The organism is Streptomyces sp. NPDC048612 (genome assembly GCF_043199295.1).
GTDB lineage: Bacteria > Actinomycetota > Actinomycetes > Streptomycetales > Streptomycetaceae > Streptomyces.
The window spans coordinates 198,941-224,519 of record NZ_JBICVV010000007.1 but is presented as its reverse complement, the minus strand read 5'-3'; the positions used below and the strand labels follow the sequence as shown (position 1 = coordinate 224,519).

General features: G+C 67.5%; 20 protein-coding genes and 1 pseudogene. 13 read left to right on the top strand and 8 right to left on the bottom strand.

Annotated elements, in window-relative coordinates; genetic code table 11:
• Window positions 1-99 precede the first annotated feature (99 nt).
• Window positions 100-1,473: a hemolysin family protein gene (locus ACGFN2_RS13995; protein ID WP_393360129.1), complete on the top strand. Its 1,374-nt coding sequence runs from the start codon at window positions 100-102 to the stop codon at window positions 1,471-1,473.
• Window positions 1,470-2,597, top strand: coding sequence for a hemolysin family protein (locus ACGFN2_RS13990; RefSeq protein WP_393360127.1), 1,128 nt, complete (start codon window positions 1,470-1,472; stop codon window positions 2,595-2,597). Before ACGFN2_RS13995 ends, ACGFN2_RS13990 begins: the two co-directional genes overlap by 4 nt.
• A gap of 22 nt (window positions 2,598-2,619) precedes the next feature.
• Here the strand turns inward: ACGFN2_RS13990 and ACGFN2_RS13985 are convergent, their stop codons facing one another.
• Window positions 2,620-4,515 carry an AAA family ATPase gene (locus ACGFN2_RS13985; protein ID WP_393360125.1) on the bottom strand — a complete coding sequence of 632 codons (1,896 nt, stop codon included), beginning with the start codon at window positions 4,513-4,515 and terminating at the stop codon, window positions 2,620-2,622.
• Window positions 4,516-4,990: 475 nt separating this feature from the next.
• Window positions 4,991-5,575, bottom strand: coding sequence for a uridine kinase (locus ACGFN2_RS13980; RefSeq protein ID WP_393360123.1), 585 nt, complete (start codon window positions 5,573-5,575; stop codon window positions 4,991-4,993).
• A gap of 201 nt (window positions 5,576-5,776) precedes the next feature.
• On the opposite strand from ACGFN2_RS13980, the gene ACGFN2_RS13975 reads away from it, so the two are divergent.
• The gene (locus ACGFN2_RS13975; protein WP_393360121.1) at window positions 5,777-7,171 is read left to right on the top strand and encodes a peptidase C39 family protein; all 1,395 of its coding nucleotides are present in this window, start codon (window positions 5,777-5,779) and stop codon (window positions 7,169-7,171) included.
• On the opposite strand, the gene ACGFN2_RS13970 is transcribed toward ACGFN2_RS13975, so the two are convergent.
• Entirely contained in the window at window positions 7,119-8,267 is a 1,149-nt protein-coding gene (locus ACGFN2_RS13970) for a tyrosine-type recombinase/integrase (RefSeq protein WP_393360119.1), read from the bottom strand. The two genes, ACGFN2_RS13975 and ACGFN2_RS13970, sit on opposite strands and share 53 nt — an antisense overlap.
• Before the next feature lie 667 nt (window positions 8,268-8,934).
• Here ACGFN2_RS13970 and ACGFN2_RS13965 point away from each other — a divergent pair.
• The 3 genes from ACGFN2_RS13965 to ACGFN2_RS13955 all read left to right on the top strand — a co-directional run bounded on the left by ACGFN2_RS13965 (window position 8,935) and on the right by ACGFN2_RS13955 (window position 12,264).
• Window positions 8,935-9,171 carry a hypothetical protein gene (locus ACGFN2_RS13965; protein WP_393360117.1) on the top strand — a complete coding sequence of 79 codons (237 nt, stop codon included), beginning with the start codon at window positions 8,935-8,937 and terminating at the stop codon, window positions 9,169-9,171.
• Window positions 9,164-10,252: a response regulator gene (locus ACGFN2_RS13960; protein ID WP_393360115.1), complete on the top strand. Its 1,089-nt coding sequence runs from the start codon at window positions 9,164-9,166 to the stop codon at window positions 10,250-10,252. The genes ACGFN2_RS13965 and ACGFN2_RS13960 overlap by 8 nt, the downstream gene beginning before the upstream one ends.
• Window positions 10,253-10,575: 323 nt before the next feature.
• Window positions 10,576-12,264, top strand: a complete 1,689-nt coding sequence (locus ACGFN2_RS13955; protein WP_393360114.1) for a DUF6119 family protein — start codon at window positions 10,576-10,578, stop codon at window positions 12,262-12,264.
• Between the two features lie 106 nt (window positions 12,265-12,370).
• On the opposite strand, the gene ACGFN2_RS13950 is transcribed toward ACGFN2_RS13955, so the two are convergent.
• Complete coding sequence (locus ACGFN2_RS13950; protein ID WP_168476661.1) at window positions 12,371-12,952, bottom strand: HD family hydrolase; 582 nt, start codon at window positions 12,950-12,952, stop codon at window positions 12,371-12,373.
• A gap of 20 nt (window positions 12,953-12,972) precedes the next feature.
• Window positions 12,973-13,971, bottom strand: coding sequence for an XRE family transcriptional regulator (locus tag ACGFN2_RS13945; RefSeq protein ID WP_393360111.1), 999 nt, complete (start codon window positions 13,969-13,971; stop codon window positions 12,973-12,975).
• Window positions 13,972-14,240: 269 nt separating this feature from the next.
• Here ACGFN2_RS13945 and ACGFN2_RS13940 point away from each other — a divergent pair, with 269 nt between their 5' ends.
• The 6 genes from ACGFN2_RS13940 to ACGFN2_RS13915 all read left to right on the top strand — a co-directional run bounded on the left by ACGFN2_RS13940 (window position 14,241) and on the right by ACGFN2_RS13915 (window position 20,860).
• Window positions 14,241-14,762 (top strand): ATP-binding protein, encoded by a 522-nt coding sequence (locus ACGFN2_RS13940; protein ID WP_393360109.1) that lies wholly within the window; start codon window positions 14,241-14,243, stop codon window positions 14,760-14,762.
• Between the two features lie 41 nt (window positions 14,763-14,803).
• Window positions 14,804-15,313, top strand: a complete 510-nt coding sequence (locus ACGFN2_RS13935) for a DUF6415 family natural product biosynthesis protein (RefSeq protein ID WP_393360107.1) — start codon at window positions 14,804-14,806, stop codon at window positions 15,311-15,313.
• Window positions 15,314-15,735: 422 nt separating this feature from the next.
• Complete coding sequence (locus tag ACGFN2_RS13930) at window positions 15,736-16,656, top strand: hypothetical protein (RefSeq protein WP_393360105.1); 921 nt, start codon at window positions 15,736-15,738, stop codon at window positions 16,654-16,656.
• Window positions 16,653-18,842, top strand: coding sequence for a B12-binding domain-containing radical SAM protein (locus ACGFN2_RS13925; protein WP_393360103.1), 2,190 nt, complete (start codon window positions 16,653-16,655; stop codon window positions 18,840-18,842). The genes ACGFN2_RS13930 and ACGFN2_RS13925 overlap by 4 nt, the downstream gene beginning before the upstream one ends.
• A complete protein-coding gene (locus ACGFN2_RS13920; protein WP_393360101.1) occupies window positions 18,839-20,044 on the top strand; it encodes a glycosyltransferase in 1,206 nt (401 codons plus the stop codon). The genes ACGFN2_RS13925 and ACGFN2_RS13920 overlap by 4 nt, the downstream gene beginning before the upstream one ends.
• A 45-nt stretch (window positions 20,045-20,089) precedes the next feature.
• Window positions 20,090-20,860, top strand: a complete 771-nt coding sequence (locus ACGFN2_RS13915; RefSeq protein WP_393360099.1) for a transposase family protein — start codon at window positions 20,090-20,092, stop codon at window positions 20,858-20,860.
• Between the two features lie 83 nt (window positions 20,861-20,943).
• On the opposite strand, the pseudogene ACGFN2_RS13910 reads toward ACGFN2_RS13915, so the two are convergent.
• From ACGFN2_RS13910 to ACGFN2_RS13900, 3 genes and pseudogenes are all read right to left on the bottom strand, one after another.
• Window positions 20,944-21,818, bottom strand: a pseudogene (locus ACGFN2_RS13910) (IS5 family transposase).
• Between the two features lie 321 nt (window positions 21,819-22,139).
• The gene (locus tag ACGFN2_RS13905) at window positions 22,140-22,598 is read right to left on the bottom strand and encodes an acyl-CoA thioesterase (RefSeq protein WP_393360220.1); all 459 of its coding nucleotides are present in this window, start codon (window positions 22,596-22,598) and stop codon (window positions 22,140-22,142) included.
• A 60-nt stretch (window positions 22,599-22,658) separates the two neighbouring features.
• The gene (locus ACGFN2_RS13900; protein WP_393360097.1) at window positions 22,659-24,047 is read right to left on the bottom strand and encodes a helix-turn-helix transcriptional regulator; all 1,389 of its coding nucleotides are present in this window, start codon (window positions 24,045-24,047) and stop codon (window positions 22,659-22,661) included.
• A 1,204-nt stretch (window positions 24,048-25,251) separates the two neighbouring features.
• Between ACGFN2_RS13900 and ACGFN2_RS13895 the strand changes: the two genes are divergently transcribed.
• On the top strand, window positions 25,252-25,578 hold the full coding sequence (locus ACGFN2_RS13895; RefSeq protein ID WP_393360095.1) for a transcriptional regulator: 327 nt from the start codon (window positions 25,252-25,254) through the stop codon (window positions 25,576-25,578).
• Window position 25,579: the final 1 nt, after the last annotated feature.

Below are 25,579 nucleotides of genomic sequence, written 5' to 3'. Positions count from 1 at the left end.
ACTGCGACCCGAGGAGTGACTCCCTCCGGCAATGGACGGATCGTCCTGTAGTACCTGCGCCGCCCCTCCCCAACCCCCGCATACCACGGAGGCGGCGGCATGACCGGCCCCCTGCTGCTGCTCGCCGCGGCAGTCGTCCTGATCCTGGCCAACGGTTTCTTCGTCGCCGCCGAGTTCGGACTCGTCACCGTCGAGAAGGCGGACGCCGAACGCGCCGCGGCCGACGGCGACCGCCGCGCCCACACCGTCGTCTCCGCACTGCGGGAGCTCTCCTTCCAGCTGTCCGGCACCCAACTGGGCATCACGATCACCTCCTTGGTCGTCGGCATGCTCGCCGAGCCCGCGCTGGCCGAGCTGCTGGCCGGGCCGCTGCTCGCCACCGGCCTGCCCAAGGGCGCGGTCCCCGGCACCGCCGTCGTCATCGGCATGCTGCTGGCCTCCGCCGTCCAGATGGTCATCGGCGAGCTGGTCCCCAAGAACTGGGCGGTGTCCAAGCCGCTGCCCGTCGCCCGGGTCGTGGCCGGCCCGCAGCGGGTCTTCTCCCACTTCTTCCGCCCGGTGATCACCCTGCTGAACACCGTCGCCAACCGCCTGGTGCGCGCCCTGGGCGTGGAGCCGACCGACGAGCTGGCCTCCGCCCGCACCCCCGGCGAACTGGTCTCGCTCGCCCGGCACTCCGCCCGCGCCGGCGCCATCGAACAGGACACCGCCGACCTCTTCGTGCGCACCCTCTCGCTGGGCGATCTGACGGCGGAGAACGTCATGACGCCACGCGTGCGGGTGAGCGCGCTGCAAGCGTCCGCGACCGCCGAGGACGTGGTGAACCTCACCCGCGCCACCGGCCTGTCCCGGTTCCCCGTCTACCGCACCCGCCTCGACGAGATCGTCGGCATGGTGCACCTCAAGGACGCGCTGGCCGTCCCCGCGCACGACCGGCTGCGCATCCCGGCCGCCCGCATCGCGGTACCACCGCTGCTGGTGCCCGAGACGCTGCCGGTGCAGCCGCTGCTGGAGCGGCTGCGCAGCGAACAGCCGATCGCGGTGGTCGTCGACGAGTACGGCGGCACCGCCGGTGTGGTGACCCTGGAGGACATCATCGAGGAGCTGGTCGGCGAGGTCCGCGACGAGCACGACGGGGTGGACCTGCCCGAGCTGGGCCAGGCCCCGCCCGAGGAAGGCCGCCCCGCCTGGGACGCCGACGGCGGCTGCCGGGTGGACACCCTGCGGCGGATCGGCCTGGACGCCCCCGAAGGACCGTACGAGACGGTGGCAGGACTGGTGGCCCACATACTCGGCCGTATCCCGGCCCCCGGCGACATCGCGGAACTCGACGGCTGGCGGCTGCGGGTGCGGCTGGTGTCGCACCACCGCGCCGAGCGGATAAGGATCGTACGGACCGCGACCGTCGTGGCGCCCGCCGCCCCCGGGGCGCGCCGTGAGCCCCTCGTGCTCGGCGCGGAGGTGGCCCGATGACGCTGGTCCAGCTTCTTTTCGCGGTGCTGCTCGTGCTGACCAACGGCTTCTTCGTCGGCGCCGAGTTCGCCCTGGTCTCGGTACGCCGCAGCCAGATCGAGCCGCTGGCGACCGAGGGCTCCACCCGGGCCCGGCAGGTGCTGCACGGCCTGGAGAACCTCCCGCAGATGATGGCCGCCGCGCAGTTCGGCATCACCGTCTGCTCGCTGACGCTGGGCGCGGTCGCCGAGCCGACCGTCGCCCACCTCCTGGAGCCGCTCTTCGAGGCGGTGCATCTGCCCGCCGCCCTGGTCCACCCGCTCGGCTATGTCATCGCCCTGGCGCTGGTGGTCTTCCTCCACCTCGTCATCGGCGAGATGGTCCCCAAGAACCTGGCGATGGCCGCGCCGGAGAAGACCGCCCTGTGGTTCAGCCCCGGTCTGGTCGCCTTCGCGCGGCTGTGCCGCCCGGTCACCGCGCTGCTCGGGGCCTGCGCCCGCGGAGTGCTGCGGATCTTCCGGGTGGAGCCGAAGGACGAGGTCGAGGCGGCCTTCACCAGTGAGCAGCTGACCCACCTCGTGGAGGACGCGGGGCAGGCGGGCCTGCTGGAGCCGGCCGAACAGGAACAGCTCTCGGACGTCCTGGAACTGGGCAGCCGCCCCGTCACGGAGGTCCTCCTCGACCGGGCGGGACTGGTCACCGTCGAACCGACCGTGACCCCCCGCCAGGTGGAGGAGCTGACCGTACGGACCGGCTACTCCCGCTTCCCGGTATGCGCCCCCGGGGGCGCATACATGGGCTATCTCCACGTCAAGGACGTCCTCGACCTGGAGGAACGGGACCGCGCGGTGCCCCAGCGCATCTGGCACCCGATGACCACGCTGCGCGCCGAGCTGCCCCTGGACGACGCGCTGACGGCGATGCGCCGGGCCGCCTCCCATCTGGCGGCGGTCGCCGACGCCACCGGCCGGGTGCTCGGCCTGGTCGCGCTGGAGGACGTGCTGGAGATGCTGGTCGGCGAGGTCCGTGACCCCGCGCACCGGCGGGCCCCGGCGGCCCGCCCCCGCGGCCGCGCGGGCGACCGGGTCAGCGAGCCCCGCGAGGAGGCCGCGCTGCCGGCGGAGGACCGGGTGCCGACAGGCTGAGCCGAGGGCGGCCGGCCGCCGCTCAGAACTCCGGCCGCCCCGGCGTGTCCGGGCCGCGGCCGGAGAGGACCTCGCCGTAGGCCTGCATCAGATCCGGCAGCCGGAGCGTGGCGAGGTCGTCGCGGGTCGGGGTGCCGCGCCAGGTGGAGAGCCGCAGATCGCGGTAGGCGCAGCTCTTCTCGTAGAGGGTGCGCAGAAAGCGGCCGTTGCCCAGCTCGTCGATCCAGCCCTGCTCGACGACATGCCCGCTGATGCTGCACAGCTCGTCGCGGGCCTCCTCGTCCCAGTGGTCGCCGTTCTCCTCGGCCAGCACCTCACCGATGGCGGTCAGCTCCAGCGGCCGGTAGCTGGGGAAGTCGACGCGGCTGGTGAAGCGGGACGACAGCCCCGGGTTGGCGGCCAGCAGCCGGTCCATGCCCTCCGGGTAGCCCGCCAGGATGACCACCAGCCGGTCGCGGTTGTCCTCGGCCCGCTTGAGCAGCACCTGCAGCGCCTCGTCGCCGTAGGCGTCGCCCTTGCTGTAGCCGGAGTTGGACAGGCTGTACGCCTCGTCGACGAACAGCACCCCGCCCAGCGCCGAGTCGATCAGCTCATTGGCCTTCACCGCGGTCTGGCCGAGGAACTCACCGACCAGATCCGACCGCTGGGCCTCCACGAGATGGTCGCCGCCGAGGAGCCCCAGGGCGTAGAAGACCCGCCCCAATATGCGGGCCACGGTGGTCTTGCCGGTGCCGGACGGGCCGGAGAACACGAAGTGCCGCTTGGGCGGCTGCACCGGCAGCCCCTGGCTCGCCCGCAGCCGCGCCATCCGCAGCTGGGCCGACAGCGCCCGCACCTGCCGCTTGACCGGCTCCATGCCGACCATCCGCTCCAGCTCCGCCAGCGCCTTCTCCAGCAGTACCGGGTCGGCGGGCCCGGCGGGCAGCCGTTCCGCGCCGCGCGGCACCGGGGCCGTCGCCTTGATGCGGGCCGCCGCGTCGCCCCCGGCGGGCGGGCCGCCGCCCTCACCGCCGTCCGGCCCGTCCGCCTCGCCGGTCACCAGCAGCTCCCGGCCGTCGACCGGGTCGAGCGGGGCCGGCGGGTCCGGATCGCCGCCGGCCCCTTGACCGAGGCCCGCTGCGGAGACCGTCGCGAGATCGGCTCCCTCGTCCAGGCCGTCCCCCTCCGCGATGGCGGCGAGTCGCGCCGCGGTGTCCATGAACGCCGGGTCGACCCGGTGCACGGCGCGGTAGAGGGGGAGCGCCGCGGCGCTGCGGCCGGTGCCCTCGTGGGCGCGGGCGAGCCAGTAGCGCAGCTCCTTGCGCTGCGGCTGCTCGCTGCGGCAGCGCATCAGCGCGGCCGCCAGCAGCGGCTCGGCCTGCCCGTACATCTCCAGCCGGACCCGCGCCATGCCGCCGAACAGCCCCGCCTCGATGCCCAGCACCGGATCGGCGAGCAGCGGCTCGGTGTGCCGTACGAGCTGGTCCCAGTCCTTGACGAGGTAGGCGCGGCAGGCGTGCAGAAAGCGGACCTGGGGGTCGGTGTCGACGGGCGGGCAGCCGGCCAGCGCCTGGTCCAGCTCGGCGACATGGCGGCCGTCGAGCCAGTGGGAGGCGTGGGCGAGCAGCAGATCGCGGCCGGTCTCCAGCACCGGCTGGACCCACCAGCCCAGCCAGTACCAGGAGTTGAGGGTGCGTCGGTGGCGGGCCCGCATCTCACCGAAGCGGTCGCGGTGCCGGTGCATCCGCAGCAGCGCGAGGGAGGTGTCCGCGCGCAGTGCGTGCAGGCCGAGCCAGGCGTCGGCCATCGCCGGATCGAGCCGTACCGCGGCCCGGAACTCCTCCTCGGCCTGCGGATAGGCGCCCACGGTGTAGGCGTCGACCGCGCGCAGCCAGGCGAGCTCGGCCGGGGCGGGCGAACCCTGAGTGCCGAAATCCATCCCGTCCCCCCACAAAGCGTCCCCCGCGCGGCACCGGGCGAGTGCCCGGCCGCGGCTCCCTAACCGGCATACGGCGGACGGGAGTTGACCGTATCCGCGCACACCTCGGGCCCAGGCAGGAGGTGGCACGGACTCGCATGGTACCTGCGGGATCGGTGCACGCCGAAGAGGGCGGTGCGGGACAAGAACGCACGGCGGGGCGCGAGGTGACGGCGCGAAGAATGCGGTGACCCTGGGTGAGGGAGAGAGGCTCCCGACCGGCGGCGCGAGCGGCATTTGGACAGAACGAAGCCCCCGATCACGGGGGAACAACCGGGGGCTTCGCATCTGTGGGCGGTCCGTTGAACCGCACATTGAGAACGTAAGTCCTGTACGCCCCCCAGGTCAAGCCGAGTTGAGGTACTCGGCGGGACCCTGTCGGCGGTGCCGGGCGGGTCGGCCGCGGTCGGCTACGGAGGGTGAAATAGGGGGCCGTTCAGGGTGTTCCGGAAGGTCCCACCACTACCTCGTACCCCATCTGCCCCTGGTGGACCAGGAAATCGGCGTACGGGCGCGAAGCATCCGCCGCGAAGTGCGCGCGCTCCGCCGGAATCCAGCCACTCCAGAACCCGGAGAGCCCCGGCCCGTCGCGGAGTTGACCCCTTTCCCAGGAGTCCTCGCGCGTCAGTTCCATCCACAGCAGGCACGTCAGGAACGGCCGCAGCGCCCGCCGTCCCGCGCCCACGCCCTCGACCAGCACCAGCGGTGCGGGCGCCAGCGCACGCTCCTCCGTGAACTCCCCGCGCACCCAGTCGTAGACGCCGTAGTGCGCCGTCTCGCCCCGGGACAGCGGCCCGAGGATCTGGGCGCCGAACCGCTCACTCCAGGCGAACAGTTCCTCATGGGTGGCGAGATCGTCGGTGTGCACCACCGGCACCCCGCCCAGCGCGTCGGCCAGCCGGTCCGCGAACGTGCTCTTGCCCGACCCCGCGTGCCCGTCCACCGCGACCAGCCGCACCGGACCGCAGGAGGGCGGTGCGGCGTGCAGCCGGGCGGCGAGCGGGGCGAGGCCATGGTCCATCGCGCCAGCGTACGCCGCCGCTGCACACCGCTCCGGCGCCACTGGTCCACACCAATATTTGTGCCGCGACGCGCCCCGCACCGCCTTCCGCAGCTCGCCCGGAAGGGCAATAGTTGAGCCACTGCCCCGCCGCCCGTCACCCGCCCGCCGCCCAGCCGACCTCTCCCACCCGCACCTCTGCATCCCACTGGGGGACACTCCATGACCAGCTCCGCACCCCGGCGCACCGTCCTGGCAGCCGCACTCGCCGCCGCGGCGGGCGCCGCCACCCCCGCGGCGCAGGCCGCCGACCCCGCCCGTACGCCCCCCGCGTCCCCGGCCCCCACCGCCCCGGAGGCCGCCGCGCGCCGACCGAAGAGCCTCGTGGACTATCACGCCTGGACCACCACCGCCGACTGGAACGCGGGCCGCGCCCGGGGGACCGGCCCCGCACACGGCTCCCGGCCGGGCATCCGCCTCGTCCACCCGGCCGGCACCGTCGACTACAAGGACCCGCACACCGGCCGGACCACCGCCTGGGAGTACGCCGTCTGGACCTCCCCGGCACACCCCCTCAAGGTCCCGGCCACCGAGGCCGTCGCCTCCTGGAACGCCCACACCCCGGCCGGCACGTGGATCGCCGTCGAACTGCGCGGCACCTACTCCGACGGCGGCCGCACCCCCTGGTACGTCATGGGCCGCTGGACCGCCGGCGACGGCGACGCCGACATCCGGCGCACCTCCGTCGACGACCAGAAGGACGGCCGCAGCAGCATCTCGACCGACACCTTCGCCATCGACACCCCCGCGAGCGGCCTCCGCCTGACCTCGTACGAGCTGCGCGTCACCCTCCACCGCAGGCCCGGCACCGCCCTCACCCCCACCGTCTGGCGGCTCGGCGCCATGGGCTCGGACCTCCCCGACCGCTTCGAGGTGCCCGCATCGAAGCCCGGCCAGGTCGGCCGCGAGCTGGCCGTCCCGCACTACTCGCAGGAGATCCACAAGGGCCAGTACCCCGAGTACGACAACGGGGGCGAGGCCTGGTGCAGCCCCACCTCCTCCCAGATGATCATCGAGTCCTGGGGCCGCGCGCCCACCAAGGAGCAGCTGTCCTGGGTCAACCCCGACTACGCCGACCCCCAGGTCTGCCACGCCGCCCGCCACACCTTCGACCACCAGTACGAGGGCTGCGGCAACTGGCCCTTCAACGCCGCCTACGCCGCCACCTACCGGGACATGCAGGCCCTCGTCACCCGCCTCACCTCCCTCACGGACCTCGAACGCCTCATCCACGCGGGCATCCCCGTCATCACCTCCCAGTCCTTCCTCAAGACCGAACTCGACGGCGCGGGCTACGGCACCGCCGGCCACCTGATGACCGTCGTCGGCTTCACCAAGTCCGGCGACATCATCGCCAACGACCCGGCCTCACCCGACAACGCCTCGGTCCGACGTGTGTACAAGCGCCGGCAGTTCGAGAACATTTGGCTGCGCACCAAGCGCCACGATGCAAACGGCCAGGTCAGGAGCGGTTCGGGAGGTGTCTGTTACCTCTACTTCCCGGCTAAGCCAGCACCAACTCAGCACCGGGTACTCGCGGAGCTGGGAATCCGCTGAGCATGTGCACCCCGAAGGTGGCCTCGATGACCTGACGGCAGCGGTCACTGCCGTCGAGGGTGAGGTGGCCGTACCGGTCCACCGTGATCTTGATGGAGCTGTGGCCCATCCAACGGGACACCTCGTGGATGGGCACGCTGTTGCTCAGGGTTACGGTGGCCCATTTGTGTCGGAGGTAGTGCGGGTTGTAGTCGGGAAGCCCGAGGCGTTTCAGTGCTCGGTCCCAGGACTTACGAAAAAGGTCGGGGTAGATCATGCCTCCGGCCTGATTCCGAATGGGCAGCCGTTCGGCAAGCGGCTCCAGGGTGGCGGGGGCCGGTATGTCGCGCCATTCGCCCTCTTTCCGATGCTTCAAGGGAGCGTAGAGGGCAACGTACTTACCTGAGGAATTCTTAATACGCACAACCTGCCGCCGGCAACGCAACGTGCCCTCGAAGATGTCCTCTGGAAAGACTCCCAGCGCCTCTCCGATACGCAATCCGCAGCACGCCATGAGCCACACAGCAGGCTCCAGGCGTGGACCAATCTCTTTGGCCAGGGCTGAGATCTCATCGAAGCTGGGAAGCGCCCTCTCATCCACTTGCATGATGGGGTTGGCCGGCTTCTCAGCCTGCTTGACCGGATTCTCACGGATCCTTTTGTGGCGAACTGCGTGAGAGAACATCCCTGACAGAGCAATGCGGCGGGAATCTATCGTGTTGGGCATCGCGCCCTGCCGGCGCCAGAGCGCGTACAGCTCCTCCACGTCGGCCGCGGTGACCTGGGAGATGGTCTTCTTCCCCAGCTGCGGGAGGACGTGTAGACGCATGATGCGCTCGTAGGACTCCTCCGTGCCGGCAGCCATGGGCTTCAGAGTGAGCCAGTCGGCCGCGTAGCGCCGCACCGACACCTTGCCGGCAGCAGGGTCGACGTAGCTGTTCTCCCGCTTGTCGTTCTCCATCTTGGTGGCGAAATCCACCGCATCCTTCTTGCGGTCGAACGACTTCTCGCGCTGCCGAGCGCTACGTCCACCGGGCTCCCGGTACCGTACGAGCCATCGCTTGCCGAGAACGCCGGCTCCCTTGTCCACGACCGTCGCCAAAACCGCACCAATCACTTCGAGAATTTCCGGCGGGTCTTCCCGCTGGGTGTGCTGTTGTAGCTCGAATTTCCGGCCGCGCCAAATGTGGGCTCGGATGGATAATTTGGCTACGGCGCGAGGTGGGGCGGGCCTTGAGGGCCCGTGGCTCCGAGATGCGTCGTCGGAGGTCTTCCGAAAGGGGCCATGGCGGCATGGAGGGGCAAAGCGTCGATCATCGCTGGGCCTACCTGCGGCCTGAGGTGGCGATGCGGATCCAGCAACAGCGCTGCCAGGACGGACATCACGTGGGTCGGATGGTTCTTCGGGCTGCTGCCGACGGGGCCGCTCGGAGCCGCGCTGACGCTGCCAGAGTCCTTCAGTGGCCGCGCGACCATCTCCCGCGTAGCACGGAAGGAGAGCCTTCTGTCAACTGACACAGAGGAACTGGGTTCGCACGTAGGTTCGCGTTGCCCATGTTGCGCGGCAACACAGCGCCAACGGCATGGGGCGTCAGGGCTGTGAGCTGCATAAAGGGCGGGTGCCACACGTGGGTGACCGTGGGCAGCGAACAACTTCGATGCTCTGCCCGGGCGTTCCCGGCATGCAACGGTGCTGTCGCCCTCCATGCTGTGTGCCAACCGTTCGGCAATCGGCTGCACGGGTGAAACCTCCCGCCCTGCGCGGGCGGATGGATGGAGATGCCGTGGATCGGCCCCTGCTATCGCTCAGAACGACGTTGGTGTTCCTGCTGGCTGCGCTCGGTGGGGCGGTCGCGGCGTTGCTGTCCTGGACGGCCGGCGAAGGTGTTCCGCAGAGCGTCCTCGTCGGGCTCGCTGCAGCAGGCGCGGCGGTGTCGTTCTTCAACCGGCTCATCGTCGCCGAGTCCGAACGAGGCCAGGCTGAGGCGGTCCCGCACGGTGAGGGGACGGAGCGTGGGTGAATTGCGGCCGCTGGGGAGTGATCTTCCGGAGGAGTCGCGGGCCCTTGCCCAGGCACTCCGGGAGCTGTTCGAGGGCCTGGAGGTGTCGGTGCGTCGCTATGCGGCTCGGCGCCGCCGTGACCCCGGTACGCTCTCGCGCTACCTCAACGGCACGCGGTTACCTCCGTGGAGAGTCGTCACCGATCTGCTCGCCGACCTCGCCGAGCATCGAGGCACTGCGGTGACGAGTGACGCTGTGGAACTCGTGCGCGAGCTCTACAGGTCTGCGGTCGACGCTTCTTCGATGCCGAAGCATGCGGTGGAGGTCTTGGAGGAGCAGCTTGCCGATGCAGACCGGGTCTCCCGGCGCTCCAGCGTACGCGGAGACGTGTTGGGCGATGCTCTGCTGGACCGCACGCACCGCATCGCCGACCTGGAAGTGCGGCTGGGACAGTTGGAGGCAGATTGGAAAGTAGAACGCACCCGAGCCGACCAGCTTGCGGCGGCTCACCCCGACCTTTCCCAGCTGCTGGAAGAGCGTGATGCTCTGCAGAAGCAGGTGTTCCAGCTTGGGGAGGAGCTTCAGACTGTGAGAGAACAGCGCGCGGACGCTGAAGCCCGTTGCGAGCTGCTGGAGCGGCAGCTTGAAGCGATCGAGATGTCGACCGTCGCGCTTCCGACTGCGACAGACACGCGAATGCCCAAGATTCTCGTGGTGGACGATCAGTCCGACAACCTCCTTGCGATGACCGCGGTGCTGGCAACGCTCGACCAGGAGCTCGTTACGGTGAGGTCCGGCCGGGATGCACTCAAAGCTTTACTGGACCACGACGACTTTGCGGTCATCATCTTGGACGTGCAGATGCCGGAGATGGACGGCTACGAGACCGCCGCCCAGATCAAGCGCCGTGCCCGCAACCGCGACGTCCCCATCATCTTCCTCACCGCCATGGGAACCGATCCTGAGCACACCGCCCGGGGGTACGCCGCCGGCGCGGTCGACTACATCAGCAAGCCCTTCGACCCTTGGGCGCTGCGAGCCAAGGTCGCAGTCTTCACTGCGATCTATCTCGAACGTCGCCTGCGCGTCCCATCACCGTGACACCTTGCGTCTGCGCCTCCTCGAGCACCTCCGCGGCTCCGCTCTGGGCTTCCGAGACCTCACCAACTACATCGCTCGGAGCTTGCTGAACCAGGTGGATTCAGACCCCACCTACACCCTCGATTGGGATGAGTCCCTTTACGGGACAAGCCTTAGATGACAACTAAACAGCCCACTCGTGAGTCTCTTAGTCACTCAGAGGGGAGGACTCCGGGCAGACGGCAGACGGCGCGGAGGGTGCCGCACAACCAGAGAGTCTTCCTCGGGATGCGTGCGCTAACCAGCACGGCACGTATCTAAGCACTGTCGGGAGGGGTCGCGAAATGAACAACGCTCAGAAGAAGCGCAAATCCAGCACGCGGAAGTCAGCTCTGCACCGGCTCAAGGTCCCCGATGGACGCGAGGTCGAGCTGCGCGACCTCATCCGTGCCCACTACCTGGAGCGAGACGGCTACAAGCTCCAGGAATTCGCTCGTCCTGGTGTTGAGGGCTTGTTGATCACCGGGGGTATCCCGCGCCCCCGAGCAGACTGGTGCGCCGCAGCCGCAAGCATTACCGGTCTCGAAGTGAACGAGAGCAATCACTCCGCCGCCGGCCTCATCCTCATGCGCACGGCGCGGGGTATGTACGCCCTGAGCTACGGAGTCGGATTCCATATGCTCGACCCGTACTACCGTGATGACGAGTTCGGGCTCGAGTTTGCCATCCGAAGCCTCGACGAAGTCGGCGTCCTGAAGGTCCGCAATCAGATCATGGATGGCCGCGGACGCGTCGACGAATACTCCGTCGCCCGAGGCGAACGCATCGATGGCTTCGGACTCGACCGGTTCGGCACCATCATCCGGAGACTATGCGGATCGGTCAGCGGCATACCATTGACATCCTTGCGTTCGAGGAAGACCCAGCAGGTGAAGATCGAGTGCGCCGAGTCGACCATCAAGCTTCCCCTAGCCACTGATCCCGAGGACTTCCTTAGTGACCTGCGTGCCATCGAAGACATCTGCGTTCGGAAAGAACCGCTGCCGGAACTGGGGTTCGTCGCCCGACTCCATGCGCTGGACAACCAGGGCCGCAAAGCGCAAGAAGCTCAGGCCGCCCTGGAGAAGCTGCTCGTCGATCCTGCCAGCTCGCGACTGACCCTCGGAGTGCCGGAGTCCTGCCAGGAGGCGTTCGGCTCAACCCAAGCCTTTCGCCTTACTAAGGGAACGCGTTCCAAAGAGGTCATGGATCTAGACCTCTTCTCCCTTCTGGATTTCGTACGGGACAAGGGGGAGGGGGACCGGTTGAAGGCGCTTGGTGAAGTGCGAGTGACGATGTACAGCGATGACGACCACCGGACGCCGGCTGGGTCGAGCACCAATGGCCGGGAGTGGATCATCGCCGACGTGGCCGTCAACGGTGAGCGATACTTCTATGGCCACGGTAAGTGGTACGAGGTCGGGGAACGCTTCTTGGAGACCCTCGAAGAGGAGCTTCGGGAACTCTTCGCAAAGACTCCGACCGTCACCCTTCCGGCCTGGCCGAAAGGGCCGCTGGACGCGAATAAGCGGGACACTCACGACGAAGCTTGGTACAACGAGCGCGCGGCCGAGATGACCGATTACGTCCTTTTCGATAAGAAGGGTGTCGTCACCGGCAAGTTCAATGGCGGCGGGCTGGAAATCTGTGACCTCCTTGGCCCGGACAACCAGCTCATCTGCGTCAAGAAGGCGACCACTAGCACTGCACCCCTCAACCATCTATTCGCGCAGGGAGTTGTGGCAGTCGAGACGTTGCGCAGCGACCTGGAAGTCCGAAAAAAGTTCTTGGCGCAGGTCGCCGCCCACACGCCAGACCACCGACTCCTCGACGACTTCGGCACGGTGCGGGTGGTCTTCGCCATCCTCCTCAAGGAAGGCCAGGACATCACGGTGGACTCTCTCTTCGCCTTCGCCCAGGTGTCCCTACTTCAGTCGGTCCGACGTCTGCGGGCGATGAATGCAGAGGTCGAGATCGTCGCCGTTCGGCGGTGATAGCAGGGAACAGCCATACCCGCGAGACCAACCCCGCGGGTGTGGCTGTTCAAGCAGTCAGATGCCGTGCCTCCACGGGCCGGGGATACGGGGCGTCAGTTCCGACTCAGGGCAGGTAGGTCTTCTGCCACTCGATCGAGGTCATTTGCAACGCGGCCTCCGCGAGTGCTTGGGCCGAGGCCGTCTTGAGCTTCGAGATGCTGCTGTCGATCCAGGGCTGCACGTTGGCGCAGCCCTGTTCGCGGTACTCGACGGCCTGAATCAGACATTCAAGTTTATCGGCGTCATGCGCGCAGATCACTTCGAGGGAGTCACCGGTTTCGTACTCCTCGACGATCCGCTGCGCTCCAGCCTTCACCGCCGGGTGCGCGGCTGACACCTGGTCCGCGGTGACCTTCTCGTTGCTCGCGGCTTCGAGGTAGCGCCGGCCGATGTGCGGGATGTCGCTGACGCGGGTCTCCTGGGTGTCATGCCAGAGGCCGAGCAGAGCCGTCTTCGCCGGGTCGGCGCCCTCCATCATCGCGAGCACGGAGCCGATGAGACCGACCCTGAAGCTGTGCTCGGCGATCGTCTCGGGGTCCTTGACGCCGGCGATCCACCAGCCGGACCGCTTGGCCCGCTTCAGCATCCCCATCTCCAGCAGGAAGCCCGCCGTGCCCTTCGCCTGCTCCTGCTCTGTGTCCGCCATGAGATGCGTCCTCCGGTGTGCTACGTGTGATTCTCGTGTAGAACGTAATGCACTGAACTGAGGTCCCGCCTTGATCGCGGCGAAATTCGGTGGTCGCCGAGTAGCTGCTCAATCCGTGCGCTGAGCTGTTTCGTCAGATCAGGAGCGGCTAGAGGCAGCCATCGGTGTGCTGTGAGCAAGGCCCAGAGAGAGTGGATGTAGAGATCCGCGTAGCCGGGCGCCTGGTACAGGCCACTTACGAGGCCGCGGAGCAGCCGAACTGGTTCCCAGTCCGTTGGCCGGCCCCGCATGAAGCCGTCGTTCGGCTGCGGCTCACGGATGGCGCCGAGCCAGTACGCCCAGTAGTTCAGGTTTGCAGTCTCCGCCACGTCGTCATCCACGATCGCACGATCAATGAAGTCGAGAAGGGGCTGATCGTCTCCCAGACGCACGAGGGCTGTTGCTGTTGAGCGTGCTGCGGCCCAGTGCGGTGTCCAGCCTCGGGACGCAGTGAGATCTCTGCGCGCGTGCAAGGCGTGCGCCATCCACGATGTTGCCTCCGGGCTCCGGTCGTAGGAGCAAAGGTAGAGGGCCTGCCGATGTAGGAGAATTCCTTCATCGCCCATTTGAACGGTGGACTCGGCGGTCTCTCTGAGCGTTGCGAAAAACTGGCCCCGTTCGGATGACGGCAGCAGAGGAGCACGAGCGACGGGGCCGCGCCGGGCTTTCGTTGAACGGTCAGCCAGGGCCGGCGGTGTGGTGCCGTTCAGAGCCCAGTTGATCATGTGTGCCGTTTCGCGAGTGTGCACCCAGTCGGCTAGGGGATGTCGCCTGTCGGAAGCGGGAGCGATGGTGGCGCCGATGATCCTGTCGGCGTCCATCGCTGCGTCGAGCAGGCTCAGGACGTTGGTGTCGGCGCCGCAGGCCAACAAGCGTCGCCGCAGGTCGAGTAATGAACCCGCCTTGACGTTGGCGAGTGGCCGGCGGCCTGTCTCCCATCCCTGCCACGTCGCAAGATCAATGCCCATCGCTTCGGCCATGCCGGCCTGAGTGCTGTGTGGATGGCGCACACTTTCTCGGGCGATGCGCAGCACAAACCCCGCGATGGTGCCTGTTGCTGCACGTCCCCGTGCAGCTCCTCTCGCGGCCATGCCGCCCCCTGTGGCCTCTGCTGCTGCCTAACTCGTACCCACAGTCAGTCCTACTCCATCTCCGACGACCGTAGGTTCAAGTCGCGGATTCGACCACTGCCCGCTGAGGCGGGAGATGTTGACGTCGCAGTCGCCGAAGGCCGCACCGAAAGAAGTCGGTGTCGTCGGTGGCTTGGAGGAGAGCTCTTGTACTGAACCCCCGTCAGGCCAGGAAGCTCAACGCCCCTGGGAGGGATGACCCCGTGATTCTGAAAGCCGCCGTGAGACTTACCGCAACAGGTGCGCCGGGCTACCGCGAAACCCTCCCGTGCCGCGCGGACTCGGCAAAACGCGCCCGGCTGCTTGTCGCCGCCGCGCTCGACGCCTGGGGGATAGGGGAGTTGGGTTGCTCCGGGATGCAGATCGTCGCGGAACTCGTGAACAACTCCGTCAACCACACGCGCTCCCGGGACATCCTGGTGGTGATCTCACGGGAGGGTCGAAGGGTGCGAATCCGAGTGGCCGACAAGAGCCGGGATGTCCCGGTATTGCGTCGACCGGAAGACAGCTCCGAGGAGGGGCGCGGCATCCTCCTGGTCGACACCCTGAGTGCGAGCTGGGGCTACGACAGGAAGCCTTGGGGCAAGGTGGTCTGGGCGGAGCTGCGAATGGCCGATGCCTCTTCTCCAGAGGAGCGGTAGGCCTGATGGGGCGACATGCACAGGGCCGCAGCTTCTCCCTCATGCCCTTCGACGGCCCCTCCTTTCGCGGTGCCGTCGTCGAGCTGAGCACGCGCCGGCCGTGTCGAGCCTGGAGCCACCGGGCGCCGGACCGAGAGACGATCGCTGATGCCGCACCCGACGACGGCACGGCAATCCGGCTCCTGGAAGCACTGCGTCGGTGGCAGGCCGAGGAGTCAGACGAGCCCGTTCACATCACGCGCGGCACCATCCGCCAGACGATCGACTATGTGCTGAGCGTTCACTACGACAACGTGGACGATGCCGACACGAAACACACGGTTGCCACCCTGAAGGGCTTCCTCGCTGCCCTCGCCGACGTGGCCGAAGCCCAGCTGGACACGGGACGCATCGTCGTTCGTGAAGTGGTCGCTCGTGCACGGAGGCTGGCTGGGCAGGAGACCCAGCCTTCACGAACTGCCGCACGCCAGACCGCGAGGACGCTGCGCGACGTGCTGGCGCTCCTCGGAGGTCAAGGGTGGGAAAGACCCCGCGAGATTGGCAGGAGTTGAGCCGCAAGCCACCTGCCCCGACCGCAGGACCCTGCCTGTTGCACCTTCCCGGGGGCGAGGCCGCGCGGATATGCCGATGGCCGGACACGGCCGTGATGACCGAAACGTACGTGTGCCCGTAAGACGACTCTGGCGAAACTCCCGCTCGCCAGTTCATTCACCCGGACGGACAGTGCTTCGCCTGGGGAGGTCGCTACCCAGCGGGCGACTCCACAGCGGACCTCACGAGCCGCAGACGCAGTCAGCCTGCGCCACCACTCCGTTTCCCGGCCCACGCCCTGTGAAGCAGCGGGCCGGGAGACGGCTCCAACAAACCGGCGCCGGAGAACGCGGCACCACCCGCCTCTCCGTGTGGGCGCACAAGCACCCCGTGCCGGTACCTCCATCCGCTCCGTGAAGCTCGAAGGTAGGAGACAACCAGTATGACCACGGCACCGAGCACCTTCCGTGTCCCTCTCCCCGATACCTTGGTCGAACTCCTGGGCAAGAGGGTCATCGACCTTCCGATCGTCGAACTCGACCGGGGGCTGCTGCGCGAGGACGTGAGCGCGGCCTGTCAGCGCGTCCTCGCCGAGTCGCCCGAGGCACAGATCGTCGTGCGCCGCTGCCGCAATCTCCTCAACGAACCCCACGGTGACGGTTTCGCCGTCATCGAGGCCGGCGCGCTGCTCGACCGGTACGGGCTGGACGACGGGCAGAAGGCCGCGACCGTGCTGCTGTCCTGGCTTGGCACGCCGCTGCGGGCCTTCGACAAGTGGCCACTGTGGAAGCCCCTGGGCACGAACCTGACCATCGACCCGATGCGCGCAACCGGGTCCGGGTACAACCCGCTGCACATCGACATCGTGAACGCGACCGAGCCGCCGGACTACAGCGCGCTGCTGTGCGTGCGCCCCGACCCGAGGGGCGAGGGGTACAGCATCGTCTCCCGGCTACGTCCGGCCGTGGACCGGCTCAGCGACGGCGAGCGTACTCTCCTCGCGGAGCGGGTGTTCAGCGACGGCGAGTTCTACGACCTGACCGGCGTCGGGAAGGAGTACAACCTGTTCCCCGTCCTCGACGGGCTGCCGGCGCCCGAGGGCTTCGTTCGGTTCACCGCGAAGATGCTGCCGGACATGGACCCCGGCGACCCCCACACCAGTGCCGTGCGAGCCTTGGAGCGGGAGCTGATCGCCGAGCAGAAGAAGTTCCTCCTCGGCTTCGGGGACCTGATCGTCGTCAACCAGCACCTGTCGGTGCACGGCCGCGAGGCCCTGGGCCACGGTCAGGAGAAGGTGCCCGAGGAGCGGCGCCGCCTGCTGTGGCAGATGTTTCTCCGCGCCGCCGGGACGGAGACGCGATGACCGCTGTCGACCTGGGGATGCCGCTGGCCGCGGCGGCCTCCCCGACCGGCTCCGAGCAGCGGCCGAAGATGAACCTGAAGGTCTGGCTGTGCGACCTCACCTACACGCAGCAGGCCGTGTCCGCCGAGACGATGCCGCAGGCCGTCGCCGGCCTGGCGACGCACGCGGCGACCGTCATGGACTTCCAGCGCGTCCCGCAGATCTTCAAGTTCCCCGAGGACCTGGCGACGGCCCTGGAGACCCACGGGGCACCTGACGTGATCGGGTTCTCTCACTACATCTGGAACGCGCACCTGTCGATCGGCTTCGCCCGCGTCATCAAGGAGAAGTTCCCGAAGACCGTCGTCGTCATGGGCGGGCCCCACTACCCGCTGCTGCGCGCCGACCAGGTCCAGTTCTGGCACCAGCGCCTGGCCGGGGCAGTGGACTTCTACGTGGACGGAGAGGGCGAGATCGCGTTCGCTGATCTGCTGCTGCATCTGAACGGCAAGCCGGCCGGCAAAGTCCTCGACACGATCCCGGGCGTGCACTCCCTGTCCCCGGACCGGCGTGCGGTGTTCACGCCCCGGCCGCGCAATCGCATCCGGGACCTGACCGACGTGCCCTCGCCGTACACGGCCGGACTGCTGGACCCGTTCTTCGAGCGTGGCGGCGTTCCGACGATCACGACCACCCGCGGTTGCCCGTTCGGCTGCAACTTCTGCACCGAGGGACAGGACTACTTCTCCAAGGTCGCCAAGCGCCCGCGCGCCGAAGTCGAAGCAGAACTGCACTACATCGGCCGGAGGATGGCGCCGCTCGTCGAGGCGGGCACTGCGCGCAACGAGCTGCTGATCACTGACTCGAACTTCGGGATGTTCCCGGAGGACAAACACACCTGCCAGGTTCTCGCGGAGTGCCAGAAGCTCTACGGCTGGCCGCGGGTCGTCAACGTGACCACTGGCAAGAACCAGCGCGAACGGGTGTTGGACGCCGTCGCCCAGGTGCCGGGAACGATCAGCCTGTCCGGTTCGGTGCAGTCTCTCGACACGGATGTGCTCGCCGCCGTCCAGCGCAAGAACATCTCGGCTGAGAAGATGGTGGAGATCGCCCTCCAGTCGGCGCAGGCCGGAGCGCAGTCGTACAGCGAGGTGATCCTCGCCTTACCGGACGACTCGAAGAGGAAGCACTTCGACACTCTTCGCGGTCTGATGGACGCCCGGTTCGACCGGCTCAACATGTTCCAGCTCACCCTGCTGCCGTCCTCCGAGATGTACGCACCGGCCTACCGGAAACGATGGGGGCTGGGCACGAAATGGCGGGTCATCCCGCGCTGCTTCGGCCGGTACACCGTCCTGGGCAAGGAGGTCCGTGCGGCCGAGGTGGACGAGGTGTGCGTCGAGCTGCCCAACCTGTCGTACGAGGAGTACCGCGAGTGCCGGGTGATGGACCTGCTCCTCGCCTCCCTCTACAACGGCGGCGTGTTCGGCACGATCCTCGCCGTCCTCCGCGCCCATCAGATCTCCCCGATGACGTGGTTGGAGGAGTGCCGCGACCAGCAGCACGGCGAGGAACTGAACCGGGTGCTCAGCGAATTCCTGGCCGAGACGGACGAACAGCTCTGGGACGACCGGCAGGACCTCATGCGGTTCGCCACGGCGAACATCGACCGGTACATCAGCGGGGAGCTGGGCAACAACCTGCTCTACACGTACCGGATGCGGATGATCTCCGAGGCCCTGGAGGACCTGGCCGACGTCGCCGTACGGGCCGCACTCACCGTCCTGCGCCGCACCGGAGCCGCGACCGGCGGGGCCTCACTGGTGGTCCGCATGGTCCGGGAGGGCGCCGCGTACCACCGGCTGAAGCTGTCGCAGGTCTTCACCGCCGCGCCGCCGGCCATTCTGGAACAGGTCGCCGACTTCGACATCGAATGCCTGCTGGAGGACGCACGGGAGGGGCGGGAGTCGCCCGATGCGCGCCGCTACCGGCTGCCGGAGCCGATGAGGCGGAACTTCGTGCTCACCGATCGTCAGAGGGCCACCCTGCGCACTTACGTGGGCGAGATGGGCTCGACAGCGGCCGGGTTCGGATGGCTCCTCACCAAGGTCAGATTGCCTGATATCGTCCGGCAGGTTCGCATGACCGCCGCCGGCTCCGGCTCGTCGGATGCGGAGCCCTCACGATCGGATGCCGTCACGCCGTGACCATCGATGCCCTCGCTGCCCGTTTCGCCTCCTTCCGCCGTCCCTTCAAATTGATGGTGACGGGAGGCGGAACGGGCGGGCACACATACCCTGCCCTGACCGCGGTCCGCGAGATGCAGACCGTCATGCAGAGCCACGGCGCGAGCGTGGAGGTGCTGTGGGTCGGCACCGCCACGGGACTCGAATCCCGCGTCGCCCCCGCCGAGGGCATCCCCTTCGAGACGGTGCCGACCGGGAAGCTCCGCCGGGCCAGCAACCCGCTGAAGATGATCAACGCCGAGAACATGCGGGACATGGGCCGCGTACCCAAAGGCGTGCTGGAGGCCCGCACCATCGCCCGCCGCTTCGAGGCCGATGTGATCCTCTCCACCGGCGGGTACGTCGCGGTGCCGGTCGGGTTCGCAGCCCGCGCCACCAAGACCCCGCTGGTCATCCACGAGCAGACCGTACGGCTCGGCCTCGCCAACCGCGTCCTCGCCCGCTCCGCGACCGCCGTCGCCCTGTCGTCGGAGAACTCGCTGAAGCTCCTGCCGGACTCCGTCGTCGCCTCCGCGGTCGTCACCGGCAACCCGGTCCGGCCCGCCGTCTTCACCGGCGACCCCGCCAAGGCAGTCCCCGCCCTCGGCATGACCGGCTACAACTCCGCCCTCCCCACCGTCTACATCACTGGTGGCGCGCAGGGCAGTGAGCAGATCAACGGCATGATCCGCGAGAACCTGCCGTGGCTGCTGTCCGTGGCCAACGTGATCCACCAATGCGGACCCAACTGGGTGGAAAAATCGAGGCATGCCGCTGCGGGGCTGGCGCCCGAGCTGCGCGCCCGGTACTGGGTCGACGGGTTCGTCGGTCCCGAGCTGCCTGACGTGCTCGCGCTCGCCTCCGTCGTCGTCTCCCGCAGCGGCGCGGGCACGATCTCCGAGCTGACCGCACTGGGCAAACCGTCCGTCCTCGTCCCCCTCGCCTCCTCCGCCGGCAACGAGCAGGAACACAACGCGCTCCACCTCCAACATGCCGGGGCTGCTCTGGCTCTTACGGGGGACGGCGCGAACGCCCCCGCGCTGCGGGCCGCTTTGGAGCCGACGCTGTCCGACCCCGTCAGGCGGGACACGATGGCGCAGGCAGCCCGTGCGATGGGCAAGCCGGACGCGGCATCCCGGCTGGTCGAGGTCCTGCTCAGCGCCGCGCTCAGAACGGACCGCTGAACTAAAGGTTGTTGCAGAACGGCTCTCGTTGGGCATTTTGCTTGTATGGGTGGGGTGTTGCGGGCTGAGCAGTTGTGGGTGGAGACGTTCACGGGCTTGCGGATGAGTGGCTTCGCGGGCTTGTTGAAGGTGGTGCGTGAGCGGGGCGGCAACGGGCCGGGAGGCGGTCGTCCGTGGTGTCTGCCGCTGGCCGACCGTGTACTGCTGGTGGCCGTCTACTACCGCACCAACCTCACGATGCGGCAGCTCGCCCCGCTCTTCGGGATCTCCCCGGCGACCGTCTGTCGGGTCATCCAGCGGCTCGGGCCGCTGCTCGCACTGGCGCCGGCTCCACGACCGGTCGCCGACGTCGAGCGGTTGTGGATCGTGGACGGCACCCTCATCCCGGTCCGCGACCGAACGGTGGGTGCCTCTTCTCGCAACTACCGCTTCTCGGCAAACGTGCAGGTCATCATCGATGCCGATACCCGCCTGGTGATCGCATCGTCCCGTCCGGCACCCGGCAACAAAGCCGACGCCCACGTCTGGAGGGCGTCCGGCCTGCCCGCCCACTGCGAAGGCACCCCCGTCCTTGCCGACGGCGCCTACCTGGGCTGTGGCCTCATCGTCCCGCACCGCAAAAGAGCCAGACGTCCCCTGCTGCGGGCCCAGGAAGAGGACAACGCCGAACACCGACGCGTCCGTGCCCGCGTCGAGCACACCTTCGCCCGCATGAAGAACTGGAAGATCCTCCGCGACTGCCGACAGAAAGGATCTGGTCTCCACCACGCCGTCCAAGCGGTCGCCACCATGCACAATCTCGCCCAAGCGGGATGAAAAGCACAGGTCAAACAACACTCCGACCTGCCCCCACCCACCCTTGTGCAACAACCTTTAGGGTCTGTTGCGAAAGTGCTGGTTCACAGCCACTCGTTGAGGACTGCGACCAGCACGGTTGCTTCGTAGCGGGCGGCGAGCTTGTCGTACCTAGTGGCAACCGCGCGGTGCCGCTTGAGTCAATTGATCCCGCACTCGACCGCGTGCCGATGCTTGTAGTCGGTCTTGTCGAACGTCGGCGGCCGTCCGCCGCGCGAGCCGCGCTTCTGCCGGTTGCGGACGCGGTCCGCAGGGACCGGGATCGTCGCTTTGATACCGCGTCTGCGCAGGTAAGAGCGGTTCTTGTGGGAGTCGTACGCCTTGTCGGCGCGCACTCGATCCGGCCTCTTGCGTGGCCGCCCCGGGCCAAGCCTGGGCACCCGGATCACTTCCAGAACAGGCTCGAACTGAGGGGAATCGCCCCACTGCCCGGCAGCGATCACCACCGACAACGGCTTCTGGCCCTGCTCGACCGCGAGGTGAATCTTGCTGGTCAGTCCGCCCCGGGAGCGTCCGAGTCCGTGGTCGGCCGGCTCGAAGGTGATCCCACCAGGCGGTTCCTTCTGGAGATCCCCCTTTTAGCCGCCCCAGCGGCGTGCTGGTGGGCACGGCAGACCGTGGAGTCGACGTTCACGTCCCAGGTGATCAAGCCGTTCGTGTCGGCCTCGGCCTGGAGCTGCGCGACGATCCGAGCCCACGTCCCGTCTCGCTGCCAGCGTCGGAACAGGTCATAGACCCGGTCCCATGGCCCGTAACGTTCCGGAACATCACGCCAGGGAGCACCGGTGCGGGTCCGCCACCGTATGCCGTCTATCAGCTGTCGCCGCGTCCACACCTGCGGACGGCCCGACTTGATGCCCCGCGGCAGCAGCGGCTCAAGCCGGGCCCACTGGCCGTTCGTCAGATCCCCACGCCCCACAAGACATGATCATCACGAACAAGATCAACTTTCGCAACAGGCCCTAGGGCCCCGTGCGTTACGCGGATCGATCCCGGCCTATCGGACAGTCGCGGCATCCTGCCCTCAGGCCCGCCGCAGGACCCACCAAGTGCTCGACGGGGGCGGCGCCCGTCGCCGCCCCAATCCGGTACCTCCGGGCGTGGGCGATCAGCGCGACGAACCCCGCTCGTAGCCTAAGCCCCTTGTGCGCTGAATATGGGAGGTGGCGGGCCGCTTAGGGCGGCAGACCTCGGAATGCCGGGACGGGGCGCTGCGGTCAGCCGCTCTAGGCCGACCGGATCAGCGCTTCGTATAGCGAGCGACGAAGGCCCGTTCCGTCCCGGAGAGGCGCCGCGGAGACCCCATGTCGAGGTTATAGGCGACAATCTTGGTGGTGGCTTCGACATACAGTTGCTCGGCATCCCTGATCTCATAGGCGAGCTCAAAGGTGGCGGCGGAAGCCTTCGTGACCCAAACATGCACATCGACGGGTTCGGGCTTGTAGAGCAGTGGAGTGCGGTAGTCGATGACGGTTCGGCTCACGACGAAGGCGTTTGCGCGGCGCCCTGCTTCGTTCGTGGCGACCGCTTCTTGGAACATGCGTGTGCGGGCTTCCTCCATGTAACTGAGGAATTGCGCGTTGTTGACGTGACCGTAGGCATCAGCGTCGCTCCAGCGCAGCGGGCAGGCATAGGTGTACTGGTGCACGGGATCGGAACTTTCTTCAGACTTCAGAATGGAAGAGCAGGCATAGCCCATCACGGCAGGAGATTCCGTCAGGGCCGGAACACCTTCCCCCATCGGGCCTTTGCCGGGGAATCACGAGACGAGTTCGGCTTGGACTTTGTGGGCTATGCCTTGGGGAGTACGCAGCGCTGGCCTGTGCACGCCCAGGTCTCGTTGGATTTCACGCAAGAGACTTTGCTGCTGGTCGAGTTCGCTGAGGAGCTGTTGGACCCGGTCGGCGGCAGTCTCGGGGGCAGATGGCAAGGCGACCCGCGTGAGCAACTTCAACTCGGCTCGTGCATCTCCGTGTATGGCCGCGGGTGGCACGCGGGCGATCAGAGTAGAAGGTGATACCTGCGAGACGCCCCATTCGCCGGGTGCTTCCTCAACTGCCCAGACCACATTGCGAGTCGATGGCGACAGAGTTAGCTGGGAGGCTGGCCCCACGAGGCGGCTGAGCGCGGGCAGGGGAATTCCGTCCTTGCCGGCCTTGGCCGCGGCCTTCTCTGCGCTGTCGACCACCAAACGCGCAGTGTGGAGGTCCATGTCGCGGAGGCGATCGGCTTCCGCGATGCGCGCTTGGGCGCGGCTGCGTTCATAAACCGTGTTGTGCGTTTCCTCCGCCCACGCGTTGCGTGGGCCACCAAGCGCATCCCGCTGGGCATCCGGTTCCGCTTCCACCCAGGTCATCACAACGAAGCGGCAGTCCGGCATGATCGCCGGGTATGCCACGTGGCTGACGATCTCGATCGTTTTCCAGCCGAGGGTGGGGATGCTGGCGAGGAAGACGTGGCCATCGCGATGCTCGACGAGGTCGGCGTCCGCGTCCCAGATCTTCTGGATCTCGGGGTTCTTCTTAACGTCCGCGATCAGTTCTTGAAGATCAGTGTCGCCGCCGTGGGTGGTCAGCGCGAAGCGCAGCATCCGGATGAACACCGCGGCGTGCTTGTGCCAGTCGTGGTAGGTGGCACGCCCTTCCGGGGTGGTCAGCGCCCACCTGATGATGTTGGCGCGAGGCTCCATGACCCACGGCCACAGCTCAGCCATGGCCTTGTTGTAGGCGAGGATGTTCCAGTTGCGGTCGGATAGGTAGGTCGGCGAGGGCATCTGGCGGTCGATGAGCAGCCTCAGGGCCGGCCCGACCTCGGGTCGGCCGTCAGCGGTCGAGGCTCGCAGGTAGGTGCCGACGTTGTAGAGCAATAGAGCGTGGCGTTCGTCGGCGTCCAGTTTTAGTAGGTCTGCCAAGGCATCGCACTGGGGCTGCGAGAAGCGAGGGGTCGCGCCGCGCTCGATGTTGCGGTACGTGCGCTCACCGATTCCCAGGGCACGCGCTAGGACAATCTGGTTGACGCCGGCGGCCTTCCGCCACCGCTTCAACATCCCGCCGAAGCCCATGTATTGCCCGGCTACTCCGACGGGCGCCACAGATGTGCCCTTTTTGGCAGCCGTGGCGTCCCTTTCGGCCTGCCGACTCGCGGCCATCAGCCTCTCCCTGTCATTGCGTTGGCGTGACAGGAGACACTCGCTTTTGGGCAAGTAAAAGAGGGACAACGCAGCCGTCGTCCCCCGCCCTCAACGTCTCCCCGCTAAGACCATACGCGGTATTTGAGCGATCTTGACCACGTGTGGCGGCAGCCACATACTCGCGAGAATGTGACTGCCAAGTATGGAACTGCGGCTCCCGGTGATCACGCTTTCGATCATCAGTGAACCGGACATCCCACCCTCGCGCTTACGCCTGATCTGTGAAACCGGCAAATGTTTGCCGATTTTCACCGTCACCTTCCGCTGCCGGTCTAGACCAGCCGTGTAGACACCATTCTCGTGCCGCCGAAATTCCCCATCTCCCCTAATCGGCAAGGCGATTGAGCGCTGCGATCCACCCTGGGGGATCGTCTATGTGATCGCGACCTATATGGCCAAAACGGGCATATGGTCTGCTTTGACGGGGCTTCTCGACCTTGGCTTAAATCCTTATGACCAGCCGATTCAACAGAGCGTCGTGGCATCAGACACAGGAGGTCACATGGAGATCGATTTCGGAGTCCTCGATCCAACTCGAACTCTCCAGGCCTCTCCTTTGTAGTCAGTTGTCGCCTCCACTACGAGTTGTGGCGAGTCCGGCAGCTGAGTATGGATCTTGAGACCGCCCTTGCGTATGGTCGTCGGCCCTCGCCGGGTACCTGGCTCAGCGACAGGCGGAAGGTAGGAAATGCACGCGGGGGACATGGTCGGGGCGGTTTCGTCAACCCGCAAACAGTGGCGGCGCCTGGGAGCCGTAAGCCCCGGACGCCGGACGTCAAATGGCACTCCCATCTCGGCGAGGGCTGGAGACTCCCCAATCACTGCACCGGCCGTTTCGGGATTCCTGAAAAAGATCGTCCGGCAGATGGCGATTCCGGTGCATCGGCATCTCATTTCCAACGACTGGATCTTGCGCGGGTGCCCGCCTATGTTGCTGGTCCCCGCACAAGCGGATCATCGGCGACAGGCCAAGAGGGGAGGGGTGATGTACGCACGTGGGCCGTGATGTCCGCCGGGGTGAATGAGACCGGCGCCCGGGAGCTACCAACTCCCAGGCGCCGGGCGGGCACCCCGAGGAGTACCCATTCACATCTCGCGGGCGGCGGGGCCTTTTTGCACGAGACCCGTCGCACCGCATCTCCTACGAATAACGGAGTATCGCATGCTCGCCATGCCGAGCGGCACCCCGGCATGTCCGGAAGATGACCGTCAGCACCGCCTCGCCGCCCAGCTCACCGACATGATCCCGGGCGCGGCCACCATCCGGGTCAGCCTCAACGACCCTCAGCAGTCGTGGCCCCACCCGCACGCCATCGTCAAGGACGAGACCCGGGCGACGCTGAAGGTGGGCCGGAACACGGCCAGGGTCGCAGCCCGCTGGATCCTGCGGGTCTGGCCGGAGGCGGACTGGACACGGCCGCATACCTTCGACCTCGCCGACGCGACCCTCACGCGTAGCGACCTGATCGCCGCCGGTCGGGGCCGCTGAC